Annotated in this window: 20 protein-coding genes; 4 read left to right on the top strand and 16 right to left on the bottom strand. The window is 48.9% G+C overall.

From position 1 onward, the window contains the following. Positions 1 to 135: 135 nt before the first annotated feature. The 8 genes from ytkD to AAV35_RS04095 form a co-directional block, all read right to left on the bottom strand. A complete protein-coding gene (gene ytkD / locus AAV35_RS04130) occupies positions 136 to 600 on the bottom strand; it encodes an RNA deprotection pyrophosphohydrolase (protein ID WP_008587385.1) in 465 nt (154 codons plus the stop codon). Between the two features lie 139 nt (positions 601 to 739). Next, positions 740 to 1,516 (bottom strand): IucA/IucC family C-terminal-domain containing protein, encoded by a 777-nt coding sequence (locus AAV35_RS04125; RefSeq protein WP_008587383.1) that lies wholly within the window; start codon positions 1,514 to 1,516, stop codon positions 740 to 742. Positions 1,517 to 1,590: 74 nt separating this feature from the next. Then, on the bottom strand, positions 1,591 to 2,667 hold the full coding sequence (gene menC / locus AAV35_RS04120; RefSeq protein ID WP_040609003.1) for an o-succinylbenzoate synthase: 1,077 nt from the start codon (positions 2,665 to 2,667) through the stop codon (positions 1,591 to 1,593). Further along, positions 2,654 to 4,105 carry an o-succinylbenzoate--CoA ligase gene (locus AAV35_RS04115; RefSeq protein WP_008587377.1) on the bottom strand — a complete coding sequence of 484 codons (1,452 nt, stop codon included), beginning with the start codon at positions 4,103 to 4,105 and terminating at the stop codon, positions 2,654 to 2,656. The genes menC and AAV35_RS04115 overlap by 14 nt, the downstream gene beginning before the upstream one ends. 68 nt (positions 4,106 to 4,173) lie before the next feature. Continuing rightward, entirely contained in the window at positions 4,174 to 4,992 is an 819-nt protein-coding gene (menB, locus tag AAV35_RS04110; protein ID WP_008587375.1) for a 1,4-dihydroxy-2-naphthoyl-CoA synthase, read from the bottom strand. Between the two features lie 54 nt (positions 4,993 to 5,046). Continuing rightward, on the bottom strand, positions 5,047 to 5,838 hold the full coding sequence (gene menH, locus AAV35_RS04105) for a 2-succinyl-6-hydroxy-2,4-cyclohexadiene-1-carboxylate synthase (protein ID WP_008587373.1): 792 nt from the start codon (positions 5,836 to 5,838) through the stop codon (positions 5,047 to 5,049). Beyond that, positions 5,819 to 7,564 (bottom strand): 2-succinyl-5-enolpyruvyl-6-hydroxy-3-cyclohexene-1-carboxylic-acid synthase, encoded by a 1,746-nt coding sequence (menD, locus tag AAV35_RS04100; protein WP_008587371.1) that lies wholly within the window; start codon positions 7,562 to 7,564, stop codon positions 5,819 to 5,821. The genes menH and menD overlap by 20 nt, the downstream gene beginning before the upstream one ends. Beyond that, positions 7,561 to 8,961, bottom strand: coding sequence for an isochorismate synthase (locus AAV35_RS04095; protein WP_008587369.1), 1,401 nt, complete (start codon positions 8,959 to 8,961; stop codon positions 7,561 to 7,563). Before AAV35_RS04095 ends, menD begins: the two co-directional genes overlap by 4 nt. A 227-nt stretch (positions 8,962 to 9,188) precedes the next feature. Here AAV35_RS04095 and AAV35_RS04090 point away from each other — a divergent pair, with 227 nt between their 5' ends. The 3 genes from AAV35_RS04090 (at position 9,189) to AAV35_RS04080 (ending at position 11,040) form a co-directional block, all read left to right on the top strand. Beyond that, positions 9,189 to 10,127, top strand: coding sequence for a 1,4-dihydroxy-2-naphthoate polyprenyltransferase (locus tag AAV35_RS04090; protein WP_008587367.1), 939 nt, complete (start codon positions 9,189 to 9,191; stop codon positions 10,125 to 10,127). 142 nt (positions 10,128 to 10,269) lie between these two features. Next, a complete protein-coding gene (locus AAV35_RS04085) occupies positions 10,270 to 10,656 on the top strand; it encodes a PaaI family thioesterase (RefSeq protein WP_008587365.1) in 387 nt (128 codons plus the stop codon). A gap of 21 nt (positions 10,657 to 10,677) precedes the next feature. Further along, entirely contained in the window at positions 10,678 to 11,040 is a 363-nt protein-coding gene (locus tag AAV35_RS04080; protein ID WP_008587364.1) for a TraR/DksA C4-type zinc finger protein, read from the top strand. A gap of 68 nt (positions 11,041 to 11,108) precedes the next feature. Here the strand turns inward: AAV35_RS04080 and AAV35_RS04075 are convergent, their stop codons facing one another. Together AAV35_RS04075 and AAV35_RS04070 are read right to left on the bottom strand one after the other, a co-directional pair. Continuing rightward, positions 11,109 to 12,170 carry a M20/M25/M40 family metallo-hydrolase gene (locus AAV35_RS04075; RefSeq protein WP_008587362.1) on the bottom strand — a complete coding sequence of 354 codons (1,062 nt, stop codon included), beginning with the start codon at positions 12,168 to 12,170 and terminating at the stop codon, positions 11,109 to 11,111. Between the two features lie 59 nt (positions 12,171 to 12,229). After that, entirely contained in the window at positions 12,230 to 12,784 is a 555-nt protein-coding gene (locus tag AAV35_RS04070) for a CGNR zinc finger domain-containing protein (protein WP_008587359.1), read from the bottom strand. A gap of 115 nt (positions 12,785 to 12,899) precedes the next feature. Between AAV35_RS04070 and trxA the strand changes: the two genes are divergently transcribed. Continuing rightward, a complete protein-coding gene (trxA, locus tag AAV35_RS04065; protein WP_008587357.1) occupies positions 12,900 to 13,211 on the top strand; it encodes a thioredoxin in 312 nt (103 codons plus the stop codon). A 291-nt stretch (positions 13,212 to 13,502) separates the two neighbouring features. Here the strand turns inward: trxA and AAV35_RS04060 are convergent, their stop codons facing one another. The 6 genes from AAV35_RS04060 to yugI all read right to left on the bottom strand — a co-directional run bounded on the left by AAV35_RS04060 (position 13,503) and on the right by yugI (position 17,545). Further along, entirely contained in the window at positions 13,503 to 14,843 is a 1,341-nt protein-coding gene (locus AAV35_RS04060) for a glucose-6-phosphate isomerase (protein WP_008587355.1), read from the bottom strand. Positions 14,844 to 14,932: 89 nt separating this feature from the next. Beyond that, a complete protein-coding gene (locus tag AAV35_RS04055; RefSeq protein ID WP_008587353.1) occupies positions 14,933 to 15,127 on the bottom strand; it encodes a helix-turn-helix transcriptional regulator in 195 nt (64 codons plus the stop codon). Between the two features lie 2 nt (positions 15,128 to 15,129). After that, entirely contained in the window at positions 15,130 to 15,432 is a 303-nt protein-coding gene (locus tag AAV35_RS04050; protein WP_008587351.1) for a hypothetical protein, read from the bottom strand. Positions 15,433 to 15,498: 66 nt separating this feature from the next. Continuing rightward, entirely contained in the window at positions 15,499 to 15,669 is a 171-nt protein-coding gene (locus AAV35_RS04045) for a hypothetical protein (RefSeq protein WP_156330838.1), read from the bottom strand. A gap of 218 nt (positions 15,670 to 15,887) precedes the next feature. Beyond that, the gene (locus AAV35_RS04040; RefSeq protein WP_008587346.1) at positions 15,888 to 17,054 is read right to left on the bottom strand and encodes an iron-containing alcohol dehydrogenase; all 1,167 of its coding nucleotides are present in this window, start codon (positions 17,052 to 17,054) and stop codon (positions 15,888 to 15,890) included. Positions 17,055 to 17,158: 104 nt separating this feature from the next. Next, a complete protein-coding gene (yugI, locus tag AAV35_RS04035) occupies positions 17,159 to 17,545 on the bottom strand; it encodes a S1 domain-containing post-transcriptional regulator GSP13 (protein ID WP_008587344.1) in 387 nt (128 codons plus the stop codon). Between the last annotated feature and the right edge of the window lie 161 nt (positions 17,546 to 17,706).

The raw sequence follows: 17,706 nt of genomic DNA, 5'->3' as shown, positions 1-17,706 counted from the left end.
CTGTCATACAGACAACAAGCATGCAGAGAAACGCTCCATTTCTCTGCATGCTTATTTTTATCGGTCTTCTAACAAAAAAGCTGCCGAGAATTTCTCGACAGCCCGGGGAGTCCCCTGGTAGTTACACATCTTACGCTAAGCCGTTCCAATTCTTTCCAGGCAGCACGGGAGCACTTTATCTTTCATCATAAAACTGTACTCTTTCTGTCTCGGCAAAGCTTCCGGAAGCTGCTCGAGCAGTACCGGACCGTTCGTTTCGAAATAATGGGCTTCTTCCCGCAACTGTAAAACCTCTGCAAAATAAACGTTTTTGATGATCGTGCCACCTTTACCTTTGACGAAGTATTGACCGACGTAACGCAGCTGATCGACGATGCCTCCCGTTTCTTCTTTCACTTCCCTGACAGCAGCTTCCGAGGCGGTCTCCCCCTCTTCCACTTTCCCGCCGGGGAACTCCAGACCACGTTCCTTGTGTTCGGTCAGCAGCCATTTTCCACGGTATTGGCAAATCACCCATACGTGCTTCGGTTCGCTTGAAAAAGGGTGGTCCTTAAAAGATAATTTCACAGGATTATTATAATAATCATAGAACTCTTGCATATGGTATCAACTGCCTTTTCCAAAACACTCTTTTTACTCTAATTAAATCGTACCATATGAAGGGAAAATTACAAATGTTTCATTTCTTCTTTTTTCCACCGGCCGTACCGGAAATCATTGCAGCATCTTCCGGAAGAAACTATTTCTTCATGTTCTCCATCTGTTTCAGATGGGGACATACTTTACAGAACGTACTGTCTTCGTGAAGCCGGTAGGAGAGGCAGCAGCATTTCCTTTCCCTAGCCCCTGAAGGCAAGACGGGCTGAGACTCGAAGTAAGTGAAAGGGTTTTTCTGTTCACCGAACGGTTCTCCGTCCAGTTCATCGATGATATATCGAAAGTCTTTCCTTTTCTCTTCCAGTTCCTCTCCTTCATACCATTCAGGAAGTTTGCGTTCATAAAACCAGTACAGATAAATGGCTGTATTTTCCCATAATACCTTCTTTGAAATACGCGTAGTCTTATGAATGTGGAAAAGAACGGGCTGAAGGAAATCCCTGAATAAGTGCCGCATATTTTCAACTATCCACTCTTCCCTGTCTTCTCCCGGGACGGATACCGTTTTATCCCTGAGATGAAATTTCGGGAACCATTTCGGGTTCTCATCGATACGGATGTACTCCACATTCCCGGGGGAAACGTCAGGGAATTTATCAAACACCGTCATCATTACAATCGGCACCGTAACAGCGTAATATCCGAACCTTTTCCCGAGCAGGGAACCGGTAGTAAGAAACGACTGTGAATCAAGATACAGATGCAGGTCATTCAAAACATGTTCGATTCCTTCGCGGGATAACAAATCGGTTGCACGAACCGTTTCCAAAACCGGTTCCTGCAAATGTTGATCCGTAAAAAAGCGAAAATGCTCATTCAAAAACTGTTCTTCTTCTCTCGTAATCATTTCTTCACTCATATTCCTCACCTCTTCTATTCACTTACAAGTGTAGAAATTACTTACAGGTGTGTCAATGATTTTGATAATCATTTTCAGTATCGTTGAAACCATCTGTCTTTCGTAACACTTTCCATATACCCGAAATCCGGTTCGACTCCTATCCCGGGACCCGTGGGCACACGTATGAAACCATTCTCCAGATATATGGGGTCTTTTATAATATCTTTCTTAAAATACCGGTCAGATCCGGATAAGTCACCGGGGAGAGTGAAATTGGGCAGGGAAGCCAGCGCAAGACTATGAGCTTTCCCGATGCCGGTCTCCACCATACCCCCGCACCAGAGCGGCATGTCTTCGTTTACTGCCCGGTCATGAATTTGCAGGGCTTCGGACCATCCGCCCACCCGGCTCAGTTTTACGTTGAGTATCCGGCAGGCCTTGAATTCCATCGCCTGGACAGCATCTTCAAAGCTCCGGATCGACTCATCGAGACATATCGGCGTGTTCATTTTCTTCTGTAAATGACGGTGCTTCCGGAAGTCTCCGGATTGAAACGGCTGTTCAATCATCAGAAGCTTGAATTCATCAAGAGGAAGCAGTTCGTCCGGGGACTCGTACGCACCATTCCCGTCAATCATAAGCGGAAACGAGGCGTCCTCTTCCCTCAGCTCCTGCAGCTGCTCTTTTTCCCGCCCCCGCTCGACTTTCACCTTTGCCCGTTGGAAACCTGCCTGCTTCAGAGTACGGAGCTCTTTTTTCGGGTCACCGGAGAGACTGATCACTCCCCCGGCGGCAACTTCCTTTCTCGTCCCCCCGATATACTCGGATAAACTCCTGCCTTCTCTTTTGGCTTTCAGATCGAACAGGGCCTGCTCGATACCGGCTTTCGCCATAGGGTGCCCCTGTACGGTCCTGAATATCCTGGTGGCGTCCTTCTCATTCAGAGAGGGGAGGAGGAAATCTTTCGCTATATGCCAGGCTGTCGTTACGGTCTCTTCCGTATAGAAGGGGCTCGGAAAAGCGGCAATTTCGCCGTACCCTCTTTCCCCCTTGTCATCTTCCACTTCCACGATAATCACTTCACGCGACCCGATCGCTCCGTGTGCCGTAGTGAAAGGGGCTTTCATGGGTACCTCCACCCTGTGAAGGACGGCTTTATTCAATTTCATCGCACTCCCCCGCTTTCACCATCTCCGTAAGCTTATACTTCAGCACTTTATTCGAAGCGTTTCGAGGGAGTTCGGCCACCCGGTATACATATGCCGGATGCTTATAACGCGCCAGGTGTCTTTCGCAATATTGCAGTATCTCATCCCTTTTTATATCTTTCCCGGTGAGAAAAGCCGCGGGAACCTCTCCCCATTTCTCATCTTTCATGCCGGTGACAGCCGCCCCCGACACTCCGGGCACCTGCACGAGTACGTTCTCGATCTCCGCCGGATAAATATTCTCCCCGCCCGAGATGATCATTTCTTTCTTACGCCCGGAAAGATACAAGAAGCCTTCTCCGTCGAAGTAACCCATGTCTCCGGTGGCGAACAGGAGTCCTTCCTCCCGATCGCGTTTATAATACCCACCGGACACCATCGGCCCTGCCACAAGAATCTCGCCGATCTCTCCCTCCGCTGCATTGATGTGAAGAGAAGCTGTAGCTAGGGCTTTCCCTGCAGAACCGAGCTTCCTCGTGGCATCAGCCGGAGCGAGCGTTGCAATTTGAGAAGTCGTTTCCGTCATACCGTACGTCTGAAATACCGGAATCCCGAGCGAGGCCGCCCGGTTCAGCAATTTCTCTGTAGCAGGACCTCCGCCAAGCAGGAAACAGCGAAAAGAACCGGGGATATCGTCACGGTCGAACACTTCCACAAGCTCCTCGAGCATCACGGAAACACCGGAGACCATCGTGGCTCCTCTGTGTTTAATGCTCTCCACTACTTCCTGCGCATCAAAACGGGCATGGTGCTCGATGGTCATTCCGTAAATGACACCTTTCATCAGAGTGGAAAATCCGCTTACGTGGAACATCGGTAAATTCAAAATCCACTTATCTCTCCGTTCCATTCCGAGGTTCAAGGCGGAGCTGACGGCGCTGTGCCAGTGATTACCGTAGGTGTGAAGGACGGCTTTCGGAGCCCCGGTCGTCCCCGAAGTGTACATTAATGTAAAAACATCCTCCAGATCGATCCTCTCTTTCATCTCCGGCATCGTGTAATCGCCGGTGAGAGTGTGAAATGGCAGAGGCGATACATCCCCGGCGGTCAGTGCTTCCACTTTCTCTTCCTGAGCCGCCTCATAAATGATCGCCTTCACATCTCCATCGTGAATCTGATAATCCAGTTCCCTGATCGTGAGCCGGGTGTTCAAAAGAACAGCTCTTGCTCCCAGATAGCTGAGAGCAAATACCGACTCGATAAAGGCGACGCGGTTCGAAGAAAGAATCGCTATGTGGTCTTTTTCCTTCACTCCATGAAAAGAAAGAGCTGCCGCTTTACGTTTACACCTTTCCTCAAGCTCTGCAAATGTAATGCAGGAACCGTCCGGGAAGTCGACGGCAGGGTACTCCGGCTGCAGAAAAGCCTGTTTACTGAGCCAATGCGGCATCGTCGTCATACAACTCGCTCCTCTCAATAAATTCATACGCACAAAAGAGCGCCTGCAACAGACGCTCTTTCCTTTACTTATGGGAAACGCGGGAATTGATCGAAGTCAGGCTTGCGTTTTTCCTTGAACGCATCGCGTCCTTCTTTCGCTTCCTCGGTCGTATAGTACAATAGCGTTGCGTCTCCGCCCATTTGCTGAAGTCCGGCAAGACCGTCGGTGTCAGCATTGAAAGAGGCTTTGAGGAAACGAAGGGCCGTCGGAGATTTCTCAAGCATCTCTTTACACCACTGGAGCGTTTCTTCTTCCAGCTGTTCAAGCGGGACGACCGTATTTACGAGGCCCATTTTTTCTGCTTCCTCGGCCGAGTACTGACGGCACAGATACCAGATTTCGCGGGCTTTCTTGTGACCGACGATGCGAGCCAGGAGTCCTGCCCCGTATCCTGCGTCAAAGCTTCCCACTTTCGGTCCTGTCTGACCGAAAACTGCGTTATCAGCGGCAATCGTCAAGTCACATACGACATGCAGTACGTGCCCTCCACCGATTGCGTATCCCGACACCATAGCTACCACCGGTTTTGGAATGACACGGATCAGACGCTGAAGATCCAGTACGTTCAGACGAGGCACTTCATCGGTTCCGACATACCCGCCGTGGCCGCGTACGCTCTGGTCACCACCTGCACAGAATGCGGCGTCTCCGGCTCCTGCAAGTACGATAACTCCCACGTTCGAATTGTCACGGGCCCGTGTGAATGCGTCAATCAGTTCCCGGACGGTAAGCGGGGTGAACGCGTTCCTCACTTCCGGACGGTTAATGGTGATTTTTGCGATTCCGCCATATGTTTCATACAGAATTTCTTCATATTCATGTTCCTGAACCCAATTCACAGACATGAAAAGTCCTCCTTTTATTATGTAAATTGTATAGAATGTATTACCCAATTGGCATTATATCACGAATGAACGGGTGATTTCAGAGAAAATCTCCGGTTTTTCCAGGTGAGGGATGTGTCCGGCCCCTTCTATTACGCAGAGCTGTGCATCCGGGAAGCGACCGGCCATTCTTTCGTTGATTGCCACATACTTCTTATCTTCTCCTCCGGCAATAAGACATACCGGAAACATAAGAAAAGAGAGGGAGTCCCACATGGAAGGCTGAACTCCGGTGCCCATCCCTTCCAGAGAATGGACAAGTCCGTCGATATCGTTATCGAGACGTTCCTCTCTCAGCTTCTGCTGCCGGTGTCCGGGCAGGGAAGCTATCGTTTCGAAGAGAGGGAGGGATTCCCATTTATCGGTAAAGCCCTCGATTCCGCTGTTTTGCAAAAGCGCTATCACTTTTTTATCTTTACGGATGCGTTCTTCCCTTTCTTCCCGGGAGGAAAGTCCGGGAGAAGCACTTTCAAGAATCAGCCGGTCTATAAGATGAGGGAAGCGTTCCGCAAAACATAAAGCGGTTCTCCCTCCCATGGAATAGCCGAGCAGAGAGACCCTGGTCACTTCCAGTCTTTGAAAAATCATTTCCAGATCATGCACAGCCTTCTCCATGGAGACAGGACCGAGATCCCCCGTTTTTCCATGCCCCGGCAAATCGATCAGTACTAACCGGAACTCAGGAAAAAACTTTCTTACTTCTTTCCATATGGACGTGCTGCCCGTAAAACCGTGGAGAAAGCAGAGGACCGGTCCTGTTCCTTCATCTTCCACCCAGTAGGAACGCTCACGGACGGTGATGTACATATTCCTGCACCTTCCCGGCTATCTGTCTGTCGAGACTGCTCCACTTATTCCGGTGATTGGCAACGTGATCTTCCCGTGACACTGCGGCTTCCACGACTGAAAGACCTTTCTCGGCCTGAGCTTCCTGCACTGCCGCTATGAAGCCTTCCCTTTCTTCCACCCGCCGGTGAGAGCCGCCGTACATCCGGGTCGCCTCCTCAAGATTTATATCAAGCGGCGTACCGAAAAGCGCTTCATAATGTTCCGTCTGCCCGGCCTGAGGAAGATAGGAAAAGATTCCCCCGCCGTTGTTGTTGAACACTACAATCGTCAAATCGAGGTCATACTGTTTCACAGCGAGAAGCCCGTTCATATCATGGAAGAAGGAAACATCACCCGTCAGCAGGGTCACGGCACGACCGGAGGCAGCTGTGCCGGCCGCCGCCGATGTCACCCCGTCGATTCCGTTAGCTCCGCGGTTCGCAAGGATGGAGACGTTTGTATCCAAAGCGGGGAAAAACGTGTCGACATCCCTGATCGGCATACTGTTTCCGACGAACAAAACGGAATTTTTCCGGAGAAGAGGGGCCAAATCATGTACGGCATCCCCTTCGTACAATCCCTCCTCTTCTTTATGGAACATCGTCTCGGCTGCAAGTTCATCCAGACTTTTCAGAAACTCTCTCCAGCTATCTTCCGGTGTTTCGATGAAAGGAAGAATATCCTCACAGAACGCGATGGGGTCACTCCATATGAATTCACCCGCTACTCCGGATGGGTCGCGATACCCGGAGTCGCTGTCAACGACGAACATTTCTGTGTCCCCGGCACGCTGCACCCATTTCAAATACGCTTTTGAGACGGGCATCGCCCCGAATCTCACAACATAATCGGCTTCGAGCAGCAGGGCGTTGAACCTTTCCGAACGGAGGAGGGAATCATAATGCGTAATAATGTACTCTTCCGAAAACCCGGCAGTACGAAGCTGGGACAACGGATCGGCGAAGACAGGGACGTCCAGCGCTTTTGCGAGCTTTTCAATTGCCGGTACGAGCGAAGAGTCTGTCTGCGGGCCGCAGACGATTACTCCCTTACCGCGTTTTCGGAAGCGACCGGCAAGCCGTTGCAGTTCACCCTCCTCCACTCTCAATTTGCCCCGGGTGAACGGAGAGAAAGTCCGCTCTCCTCTCCACAGACCGGAGAGACTGAAATCAGGCATAAGCGGCTCTCTTAAAGGGAAGTTCAGCTGCACAGGACCGGGATGGTTTCTCAGAGATTCCTCTACAGACCGGGCCGCCTGTTTCCTGGCATACATTTCCATACCCGCTTCCGGAATCATCATGTCATGAAACCATTTCGTGTAGGACCCGTACATATTATTCTGGTCTATGGACTGCGGGGCACCTACATCCCTCAGTTCATGCGGACGGTCTGCCGTAAGCAGAATCAGCGGCACCCGGCTGTAGAAGGCTTCGATCACAGCCGGGTAATAGTTGGCAGCAGCTGTCCCGGAGGTACAAATAAGGGCTACAGGTTCCTGCTTCTCCTTTGCAAGTCCGACTGCAAAAAATCCAGCGGAACGTTCATCCAGCTGGATCCAGTGCTTCACACCTCCGGATTCGGCTGCCGTAATCGCGAGCGGTGTCGAACGCGACCCCGGTGATATTACGGCATGTTTCACTCCGGATAAAGTAAGTTGATCGATGAAATGGGTGATGTAACGTGAGAGATCCTCCGTATAACTCATTCTTCCCCTCCTAAAACTGCAAGCATCGGTTTCAGCTTCACTTTCGTCTCTTCATATTCTTCTTCCGGCTTCGAATCCTCTACTACGCCGCATCCGGCGAACAGAGAAGCTTTATCTCCCCGTATGAGAGCAGAACGGATAGCAACAGCGAATTCCCCATTCCTTCCGCCATCGATCCACCCGACCGGACTTGCATACCACCCGCGGTTCATCACTTCGTGGAGGCTGATATAGGTAACGGCTTCTTTTTGCGGGAGCCCCCCGAGAGCGGGAGTCGGATGAAGATCTTTCACTACATCAAGAAGGGAGTACCCTTCCTTCAGTTTCGCTTTCACTGGCGTATACAAGTGCTGCAGGTTTCTAAGTTTATATAATGACGGTGCTTCCGGAATCTCTACGTTTACGGAGTAATTCTCCACGGCACCCCGGATCATCTGAACGACATAGTCATGTTCCAGACGGTTCTTCTGGTCGTTGAGTAAAGCAAGACCGAGTGTCTCATCTTCCTCCTCGCTACTCCCGCGCTTCGTCGTGCCGGCCAGACAGGCCGAAAACAGCTCATCGTCCTCGACTTTCACCAGCCGCTCCGGTGTAGCCCCGACAAAATAGGAGCCGCCGTGTTCAAACGCGAACACGTAACTCGAGTTCTGCATGTCGGAAAGATCCTTCAGCACTTTCGTAATCGAGGCTTCGGAGTCGAACGTCAGGCGGACTTCCCGTGCCAGCACCACTTTCGAAAGAGTGCCTGCTTTCAGTTCAGCAGTGGCGTCGGCGATCGACTGCTTCCATTCTTTCGGACGCACCTCTTCGATTTTCTCAAGACGGACACCGGTTTCCGTGTCACCGGAAGAGTCGGAAGTCTGCAGTCTCTCCTTATCTTCTTCCATCCGGCATATAATCGTTTCGACGTCCTCCTCCGGCGAAACGAGATAATTCGTCGTCAGAAAAGAACCTTCCGCATCATTGGTCAAAAGGAACTCAGGAATCGTCATGCTGCTGTTCGGGAATTCCTGCCAGGGTTCTTCCCCGCCCGATTCAGGGCGGAAGCCGAATCCTCCGAGAGCTACCGTACCGGTTCCTTTCTTATTGTACGGATTCCACTGCCGGACACTCTTTCGCCAGTCGAACAGCTCCTGCTCGCTCTCCTGAAAACGTCCTTCTCCTTCTTTCGATATCCGTACAGCGCTTCCGATACCGACAAGGGTGAAATCTTCTTCCGCACTTTTCCAGAAATGACGGTGCATATCCACCTGCTTTCCCTGTTCAAAAAAAGAAAAAGGGTCCAGCGGGTCTATTCTTTCTGTAATACTCATCAGGAGCGGCTCATCGTTCATCCGGGCCTCCTCATGCACATTGCGTAATTTATCCTCTGTTTGAAAAGTTTTCACTTGTAGCATTTTTCTCCTCCTATCCCGGGGGACAGCTTTCATATCTTTCTCTATTTTATTCTCTTTTTACTTAGGCTTCAAGAAATCTGTTGACAGCCGGTGGAAAAAAGAACTTTCGCAGCAGTTCATACACTATCCCCTCCCTCCATATGGCAGCGGGTTACAAAGATTGACACTACCTGCTGATTTGCCTAAACTTAGTATGTTATTACTAATGATTAAAGGAGAGAAGCTTCATGAGCACCGGAACCACAAATGACGTACGGGCTTCTCTGAATGAACGGAGCGGCTTCCATGTGTGGTGGCGTCTGCTGAGACCCCACACCCTGACTGCGTCTTTCGTTCCTGTATTTGTGGGAACGATGTTTGCCGTCATCCATAAAGAGGGCACGATCGCTTTCGGGCTGTTTGCAGCCATGCTGATCGCCTCTATACTCATTCAGGCTGCCACGAATATGTTCAATGAATACTATGACTACGTCCACGGGCTTGATACGGAAGAGTCTGTCGGTATCGGAGGCACGATCGTACGCGATGGCATCCATCCCAAAACGGTATTATATCTCGCACTATCTTTCTTCGCCATCGCCGTACTTCTCGGTGTGTATATATGTATGCTCACCTCATGGTGGATCGCCCTTATAGGCTCTGCTTCCATGCTCGTCGGGTATTTGTATACCGGAGGCCCCCTCCCTATCGCTTATACCCCATTTGGTGAGCTGGTAGCCGGGTTTTTTATGGGTCCTGTCATCATAGGTATCGCTTATTACATCCAGACGGAAGTTGTCACCTGGGCCGTTTTCGGTATCTCCATCCCTGTTGCCATCTGTATTGGAGCGATTATGATGGCTAATAATATACGGGACCGCGTCGGAGATGAAACGAACGGCAGACGTACACTCGCCATTCTCCTCGGACACGAGGGGGCAGTGACTTTTCTGGCAGCGAACTTTATCATCGTTTACCTGCTGACAATCATTTATATAATCACCGGATTATTGCCATGGTGGTCTCTTCTCACTCTTCTCAGTGCCGTTCACGCTCAAAAAGCGGTGAGAAGCTTCTCCGGGAAGAAGACACCGGTGGATATGATGCCGGCTATGAAAGGTACCGCCCAGACGAACACTTTCTACGGGGTGCTGCTCGGCCTGTCCTTACTCATTTCCCTGATTTAAAATAAGCATAAAAAGAAGAGGGGTGCACTACCGTACCCCCTCTTTTTCATATATAGTAATCAGTAAGGGTGCGCGGAAACACTGCTTTCACTCTTAAGTTTGAACGGAAAAATTACGGGAAAACTGGAAAGGAATGAGTGTCATGAAAGAAATGTTGAAAAACACTTTAATGGAAACGCTTGGAATAGAACTGATAGAAGCGGATAAGGAACAGGTGAAGATGTCGATGCCTGTGGATAAACGGACTCATCAGCCGATGGGTTTTCTTCACGGCGGCGCCAACGTTGCGCTGGCGGAATCGGCAGCAAGTATCGGAGGATTTCTGAACATCGACCCTGAACAGCAGCAGGTATTCGGCATCGAAATCAACGCTAACCACATCAGAAGTAAACGCGACGGAACGGTATATGCAAAGGCAGTACCGGTGCACCGGGGCGGTCGTACCATGGTGTGGTCGGTGGAGATCACCGACGAAGACGGTAATAACCTGTCCGTATCCCGCTGCACTCTCGGTGTCGTTCCTGCGTGAATCTATAAGGAGGATTATTTTATGCTATCCGAAGAACAACTGCAACACTTCAAACAGCGCCTTACCGAAATCAAAGAAGAAGCGGAAGAAGAAATGGAACGTCACCACGACGGATATGAAAACGGAGAATATTCGAAAGACAACACCGGTGATATCTCGTCTATCCAGGACCATCCGGCCGACTCCGGTACGGAAATGCACGAACAGTCCAAAGAGCAGACGCTTTTTGACACAGCACGCGAGCGTTACCTGGCTGCAGTGGACGGTCTTGAGAAGATTGAAAAAGGTACGTATGGAAAAAGCGAAATTTCCGGCAAAGACATTCCGGTGGAACGACTCGAAGCGATGCCTACTGCCCGTATCCGCGTGGATGAAGAAGAATGATCTATACGAAACAAAGACGAGACCCTGCATTCGGGTCTCGTCTTTGTTTTAATGAAAATCACCTGAATTCATACTAAGTCCAGCGGGTTAAGACTCTCCTCGCCGCTCAAATCACTGATGAAGGTCACGAGAAGCTCGATGCACTCCTCTATATCTTCAAGACTGGCCGTTTCGACCGGCGAGTGCATATATCTGAGCGGAAGGGAAACGAGACTTACAGGCACGCCTTTCCCGGTCAGCCTCATCCGATCGGCATCTGTACCGGTAGCTCGTGACGTAAGTTCATATTGAAGAGAAATATCCTTCTCCCCGGCAGCTTTTTCAAGCAATTGATTAATATTCCGGTTGATCGGTGCTCCTTTGGCGAGCACCGGGCCTTTCTCAAGCTCCACGTCCCCGTGTGTTTTTTTATCTACTCCCGGGTAATCGGTAGCAAACGTGACGTCGCAGGCAATAGCCATAGAAGGTTCCACTCCGGCTGCAGCGAAATAAGCTCCTCCCATATTCGTTTCTTCATTTACGGTGCTGGCTGCATATACTCCCACATTGATATTCGTCTGATGGAGTCTCCGCAACACTTCTCCCACGATATACTGGCCGGTTCTGTTATCAAGTCCCCGTCCGGTAACGTATCTGTCCATCATCACTTCGGGTGTCCGTCTATAAACGGCAAGGTCCCCGATCTGTACATATTCAGTGACTTCCTCTCTTGATTTCGCCCCGCAGTCAATGAACAGATCGCTCAGGTCAAAATCTCCCTTGATGCCACCGTGATGCTGAGCGTTGACTCCGATCACGCCTGAGAGACGACCGTGTGTGCCCAGGATATCCACTTTCATTCCTATGGCCGCTTTCGGGTTCACGCCGCCCATTTTATCGATATATACGTATCCGTCCTCATCGATTCTGTTCACTACAAGCGCTATTTCATCACAGTGACCGGCAAGCATCACTTTCATTTCGGCTTCCGGGTTCTTGACGGCGATCACGTTACCCGCATGATCCGTGCGGATTTCATCCGCGTAAGGTTTCATCGCCTCCATCCATTTTTTCTGAATCGGCATTTCATAGCTTGAAGGAGAGGCTGTGTTCAGCAGCTCCATAAGAAAGTCCGTATTTTTTTCCCTCATATCCTCGTCCCCTTTGTTCTGTATTTCCGTTCTGTACTATGAATTCTCTGTACTTCGGATTATTCCTTTTTCTTTGCATAGTGCTTTCGCGCTTTTGTGCGATTGCCGCATATTTCCATGGAGCACCATTTCCTTCTCCCGTTGTAATCTACGAATAATGCATAACAGTCCGGGGAATGACATTTTTTTATTTTGGAAAAAATGCTGCCCTGGTATGCTTCGAGCATTTTATAAGAGAGGAGGGATAGAAGTCCAGAGCTGCCCCCGCAACTCGGAACCGGATTTAAATGCTTATCAAAGTAGAGAGGTGCCTGCTTCACGTTCCCGGTCAGAGACGAGATGAATTCCGTATGTTTCCCTTCCAACACATACTCCCTGCCCCTGTCACGGAAATCGCGGATCGCACCATCATCAAAAGTTTCTTCCTTCAGCTTCCTGAATTGTTCAGAATTGAGCAGTTCCCGGCTGTACATCAACTCCAGCCACTTATCGGTCCCGGATTCCTGCATGAGTAGGTCCGTCACCTGGCTGTTTGCCCCATTGATCGTATTCAGGAAGTTCACGAAAAGATGATCACTGATATAAGAATATCCTGTTTCCGTTATCACAGTCATATACATTCTCCTTAAACTGAATGGTTGACTTTTATTCTATCATATTTTAAAGTGTACTTCTAACCACTTAGTTTAATTTTAACGGTTAGAAATAATGGCACGAAGGAGAGATATCATGGCTGTTAAAGATGTTACAGATTCCACATTCACCGAGGAGACAAAAGAAGGTCTCGTCGTAGCTGAATTCGGAGCTCCGTGGTGCGGTCCCTGCAAAATGATTGCTCCTGTACTTGAGGAGATCGATGAAGAGGATAATCAGATCAGCGTCGTACAATTGAACGTTGATGAAAATCCGGAAACTGCTCAGAAACACAGCGTGATGAGCATTCCTACCCTTCTTTTCCTTAAAGACGGGGAAGTTGTAGACCAGGCCGTCGGTTTCCAGCCGAAAGAAGAAATCATGGCTACAGCACAAAAACACGTGTAATAGACGAATGTGAAGACTCCCCGCAGGAAGAAGCGGGGAGTTTTTTTAGTAAAATGTCCTCTTTTCCATAAGGACGTCGGTTTCCCTTCCCTTCATAAGTTGACAATCGGCCTGAAGGTAACGATTATCCCGTAATCGTGACCGTCGGCGCCGTTTTTTTCTCCCCAACGGCAGGAAAAGTGGTTTTGCCTTACCTTCAGTCCCCCCCTTGCCTTCTGAAGGGCACGAAAACAATAAGCAAACACAAAAACCGGGCCCCTGGGGTCCGGTTTCATAAGTGCCATGCTATTTTTACAGCCGTTTCTCCAGTTCTTCTTTCTCTTTTTCGAAGCCGGGTTTACCGAGGAGGGCAAACATATTCTTCTTATACGCTTCCACTCCCGGCTGATCGAACGGATTCACTCCGAGGATATAGCCGCTGATGGCACAGGCTTTCTCAAAGAAATATACGAGATAACCGAATGTGTAGGCATCCATCTCAGGCACATGGACGATCAGGTTCGGAACATCTCCGTCCGTATGCGCAAGCATCGTTCCCTGGTACGCTTTCTCGTTCACTTCGGAAATCGTTTTACCGGCGAGGTAATTCAGCCCGTCCAGATCATTCTCTTCCGCTTCGAGCGTATAATCGGACTTCGGTTTTTCCACATGAAGAACCGTTTCGAACAGATCTTTGCGGCCGTCCTGTATGAACTGACCGAGAGAGTGCAGATCTGTCGAGAAATTTGCCGATGCAGGGAAAATACCTTTCTGGTCTTTCCCTTCACTTTCTCCGAACAACTGCTTCCACCATTCGGAGAAGTACTGCAGTCCCGGTTCATAGTTCACGAGCATTTCAATCGATTTCCCTTTATTATAAAAAATGTTGCGCACCGCCGCATACTGATACGCCGGGTTATCCTCAAGCGAAGAACCGGAAAGTTCGTGCTGAGCTTTGCGGGCGCCTTTCATTATTTCCTGTATCGGAATACCGGAAGCGGCAATCGGCAGCAGGCCTACTGCTGTCAGAACGGAGTACCGTCCTCCGACATCATCCGGAACGACGAAACTTTCATATCCCTGTTCATCCGCCAGTGTTTTGAGCGCACCTTTTTTCTTATCAGTGGTGGCATAAATCCGTTTCGTCGCTTCTTCTTTGCCGTATTTCTCTTCAAGGAACTTACGGAAAATACGGAAAGCGATCGCCGGTTCCGTCGTCGTACCACTTTTCGAAATAACGTTGATGGATACGTCTTTATCCCTGATCAATTCAAGCAGGTCGTTGATATAGGAAGAACTTATATTGTTACCTACAAAAAATACCTGAGGCGCGCTGCGGTCTCCGAGTTCATTGAAAAAACTGTGCTGAAGCATTTCAATCGCCGCCCGCGCTCCGAGATACGATCCTCCGATACCGATAACGAGCAATACGTCCGAATCAGCTTTAATCTTCTCCGCCGATTTCTCGATACGTCCGAATTCTTCCTGGTCGTAGTTTTCAGGCAGGTCCAGCCACCCGAGAAAATCACTCCCGGCCCCGGTTCCTTCGTGCAGGGCGCGGTGGGCGAGAGAGACGGCATCCTGCATATAGCCGACCTCATGTTCATTCATAAATTTCAGTGCTTTATCATAATCGAAACGTACGTGCGTCATCCAAACTCCTCCCGATCCTTGTTGTATTTTCATTCATTAACTTTACAGAATCACCAAATGTAAATCAAGTAAACACGGGGGAAGACCGCCTACCTTCTCGGGACGAACAGGTCATCCACATTAGAGTCCAGTACGGAGGCAATATCGAATGCCAGCTGCAGGGTGGGATCATATTTATTGTTCTCGATTGCATTTATCGTCTGTCTGGAAACTTTACATGCCCTGGCCAGTTCCTCCTGCGACAGTTTCGCCGTTTTTCTTAGTTCTTTGATCTGATTTTCCATAGTTAATCTCCATACTTATTTCTGTAAAATAGCAGCGTTCCCATATAAATGACTATAATTATAGTGAGGAACATGAGCGGTGAGATTCCTTCCCCGTAACTGGCGGGGTTCCCACGGACTGTCTGAAAAATCACATTGCCAATGTCCAGAATCAGCGTTCCGAAGATCACTCCAAACGTATACGATTGAGCCTTACGATTGATGAATTTCTTCCTTTCGTCCCCTCTTGCGAAAAAAGTTACACTCAAAATGTACACAGCACATGCAAGCAAAACGAGCGCATATACGATTTTGACCCAGTCCATCCAATACCTCCCGTTATAATGTAAAATTTTTTTGACATTTTTATTGTAGCATTGTCGCTCTTCATGTCAAATACTTTTTACAAAAATGAGTGTATTCGAGCCAGAATTTTCTTCTGTAGCCAGTGTGGTCTCTTTTTTTAATAGAAAAAGCAGCAGGATTCGATCGTCGTGTGGTAATTCCGATTTTTCCTTCCCTTCGCGCTTTGACAATGGGACTGAAGGTAACGTTTCTTCCATAATCGTGACCTTCACTACTATTTTTCTCTCCCCAACGGCAGGAAAAGCATCTAATCCTTCCCTTCAGCCTCTTTCATTTCTTTTGAAAGGAAGGATACCGGAATTCGAGTGGTACAAAAACAAAAAACCGAACCCCATGGGTCCGGTTCTTGTGTAATTATTCTGTTTCAATCCTAATGCTCGTGTTTCTCCTATAACCGAAACTCCGTGATCTTTTCTTATTTGGAAAGCTCGAGAACGCGGTAGACGTCGTTTTCCTGAAGTTCGGAGAAGTTACCGAATGGTCCGCGTTTCATGGCACGGTCCACGATTGTATCGAATTTCTCGTCAGAAATGTCGTAATCGGCAAGCGTTTCCGGTGCGCCGAGAGAACTCCAGAATTTTCTAAGGGCTTTGATGCCCTCAAGGCCGACTTCTTTGTCCGTTTTGCCTTCCGTTTCGATACCAAACACTTTTTCACCAAGACGGGCGAAACGCTTCGTCTGAACGTCGATATTGTATTCCATCCAGTTCGGGAACAGGATAGCGAGACCACCGGCATGCGGAATATCATAAACGGCCGAAACGGCATGCTCAATGTTGTGGGACGCCCAGTCTCCTTTGTAACCCATCTGCATCATTCCGTTAAGGGCAAGTGTTCCGGCATACATAATCGTCTCGCGGTGCTCATAGCTCGAGAGGTCTTCGAGTAGTTTCGGAGCGGTATCCTTCACAGCACGCATGACCCCTTCGATCATCTCATCCTGGACAGGAGACTGCGTTTCCTCGTGGAAATACTGTTCCATCAAGTGAGTCATCATATCAACGATGCCGTAGACGGTCTGATCTTTCGGAACCGTCACGGTGTTTTGGGGATCGAGAATAGAAAATTTCGGATTCGTATAAGGCGGATGTCCCCACCCGTATTTTTCATTTGTCTCCCAGTTCGTGATGACCGATCCGGCATTCATTTCACTGGCCGTCGCCGCCATTGTAAGTACGGTGCCGAACGGGAGAGCGTCTACTGGAGCCGCTTTTCTCGTAACGAGGTCCCAGGCATCCCCTTCGTATTTCGCAGCTGCGGCAATCGTCTTCACAGCGTCAATGACACTGCCTCCGCCAACAGCGAGAATAAAATCTATATCATGTTCACGGCACAACTCGACGCCTTCACGCACCGTTGTCAGTTTCGGGTTCGGTTCCACACCGGACAGCTCCGTAACGGCAGCCCCCTCATTATTCAGCTGCTCCATTACGTCATCATATACACCGTTCTTCTTTATACTGCCTCCACCGTAGACGAGAAGTACGTTTTTCGTACCTGCAGGCAAATGGTCCGGGAGTGTTTTTACCTGATCTTTACCGAAGATCAGTTTGGTCGGATTGTAAAAAACAAATGATTTCATACTGAAAATTCCTCCTTTTTCGTTCCCGTTAAGTATGAAGAAATTTCGCCCACATCTCAAAAGATATGTTTGACTAAATAAAAAAGTCCGGGAGGTCCCCGGACTTAGTTACGATATTTTTCGCGATCGTCGGATTGTTTGATCCAGTCTTCAAGCTTGTCTTTCAAAGTGTTGAAACCGGACTGGTCTTCTTTTGGAGCGGAAGACGCCTGTTGACGATTGTTCTGTTTAGGAGCACGCTTTGGAGCTTCCTGAGTAGCACGGATAGAAAGTGAATATTTGTTCTTCGCTTCATCAATATTCAAAATCTTAACCTGTACTTCGTCTCCTTCTGAAAGGTGTTCGTTAACATCTTTAACGAAACCGTGTGTCACTTCCGAAATGTGCACGAGACCCTGAACCTTATCATCAAGTGCAACGAACGCACCATACGGTTGGATTCCGGTTACTTTACCTTCTACGACTTGACCTTCTTGAAAATTCTCTGCCATACTATACAACTCCTGATTTATTTATTCGTTTCTTTACACAATTAGTTATTATAGCACAAGAGTTGTTATTATTCAAAAATAACTTTCCTGAAATTTTTACCGAAAATATGTTTAATCTCCGTGTCTCCCGGCTATATTATATAATGTAAGACTTTCTCGTA

The sequence above is a fragment of the Salimicrobium jeotgali genome (assembly GCF_001685435.2).
Classification (GTDB): Bacteria; Bacillota; Bacilli; order Bacillales; family Halobacillaceae; genus Salimicrobium; species Salimicrobium album.
The sequence above is the reverse complement of the archived record's forward strand: the minus strand, read 5'-3'. Positions and strand labels throughout refer to the sequence as shown.

Coding starts and splice junctions, on each gene's coding strand:
- menH (WP_008587373.1), bottom strand. CDS start 5,838: ATGTACATCACCGTCCGTGAGCGTTCCTACTGGGTGGAAGATGAAGGA.
- trxA (WP_008587357.1), top strand. CDS start 12,900: ATGGCTGTTAAAGATGTTACAGATTCCACATTCACCGAGGAGACAAAA.
- AAV35_RS04040 (WP_008587346.1), bottom strand. CDS start 17,054: ATGAAATCATTTGTTTTTTACAATCCGACCAAACTGATCTTCGGTAAA.
- AAV35_RS04125 (WP_008587383.1), bottom strand. CDS start 1,516: ATGAGTGAAGAAATGATTACGAGAGAAGAAGAACAGTTTTTGAATGAG.
- AAV35_RS04050 (WP_008587351.1), bottom strand. CDS start 15,432: ATGGACTGGGTCAAAATCGTATATGCGCTCGTTTTGCTTGCATGTGCT.
- AAV35_RS04070 (WP_008587359.1), bottom strand. CDS start 12,784: ATGACTGTGATAACGGAAACAGGATATTCTTATATCAGTGATCATCTT.
- yugI (WP_008587344.1), bottom strand. CDS start 17,545: ATGGCAGAGAATTTTCAAGAAGGTCAAGTCGTAGAAGGTAAAGTAACC.
- AAV35_RS04085 (WP_008587365.1), top strand. CDS start 10,270: ATGAAAGAAATGTTGAAAAACACTTTAATGGAAACGCTTGGAATAGAA.
- AAV35_RS04080 (WP_008587364.1), top strand. CDS start 10,678: ATGCTATCCGAAGAACAACTGCAACACTTCAAACAGCGCCTTACCGAA.
- AAV35_RS04055 (WP_008587353.1), bottom strand. CDS start 15,127: ATGGAAAATCAGATCAAAGAACTAAGAAAAACGGCGAAACTGTCGCAG.
- menC (WP_040609003.1), bottom strand. CDS start 2,667: ATGAAATTGAATAAAGCCGTCCTTCACAGGGTGGAGGTACCCATGAAA.
- AAV35_RS04045 (WP_156330838.1), bottom strand. CDS start 15,669: ATGGAAGAAACGTTACCTTCAGTCCCATTGTCAAAGCGCGAAGGGAAG.
- AAV35_RS04095 (WP_008587369.1), bottom strand. CDS start 8,961: ATGCTACAAGTGAAAACTTTTCAAACAGAGGATAAATTACGCAATGTG.
- menD (WP_008587371.1), bottom strand. CDS start 7,564: ATGAGTTATACGGAGGATCTCTCACGTTACATCACCCATTTCATCGAT.
- menB (WP_008587375.1), bottom strand. CDS start 4,992: ATGTCTGTGAATTGGGTTCAGGAACATGAATATGAAGAAATTCTGTAT.
- AAV35_RS04060 (WP_008587355.1), bottom strand. CDS start 14,843: ATGACGCACGTACGTTTCGATTATGATAAAGCACTGAAATTTATGAAT.
- AAV35_RS04090 (WP_008587367.1), top strand. CDS start 9,189: ATGAGCACCGGAACCACAAATGACGTACGGGCTTCTCTGAATGAACGG.
- ytkD (WP_008587385.1), bottom strand. CDS start 600: ATGCAAGAGTTCTATGATTATTATAATAATCCTGTGAAATTATCTTTT.
- AAV35_RS04115 (WP_008587377.1), bottom strand. CDS start 4,105: ATGACGACGATGCCGCATTGGCTCAGTAAACAGGCTTTTCTGCAGCCG.
- AAV35_RS04075 (WP_008587362.1), bottom strand. CDS start 12,170: ATGAGGGAAAAAAATACGGACTTTCTTATGGAGCTGCTGAACACAGCC.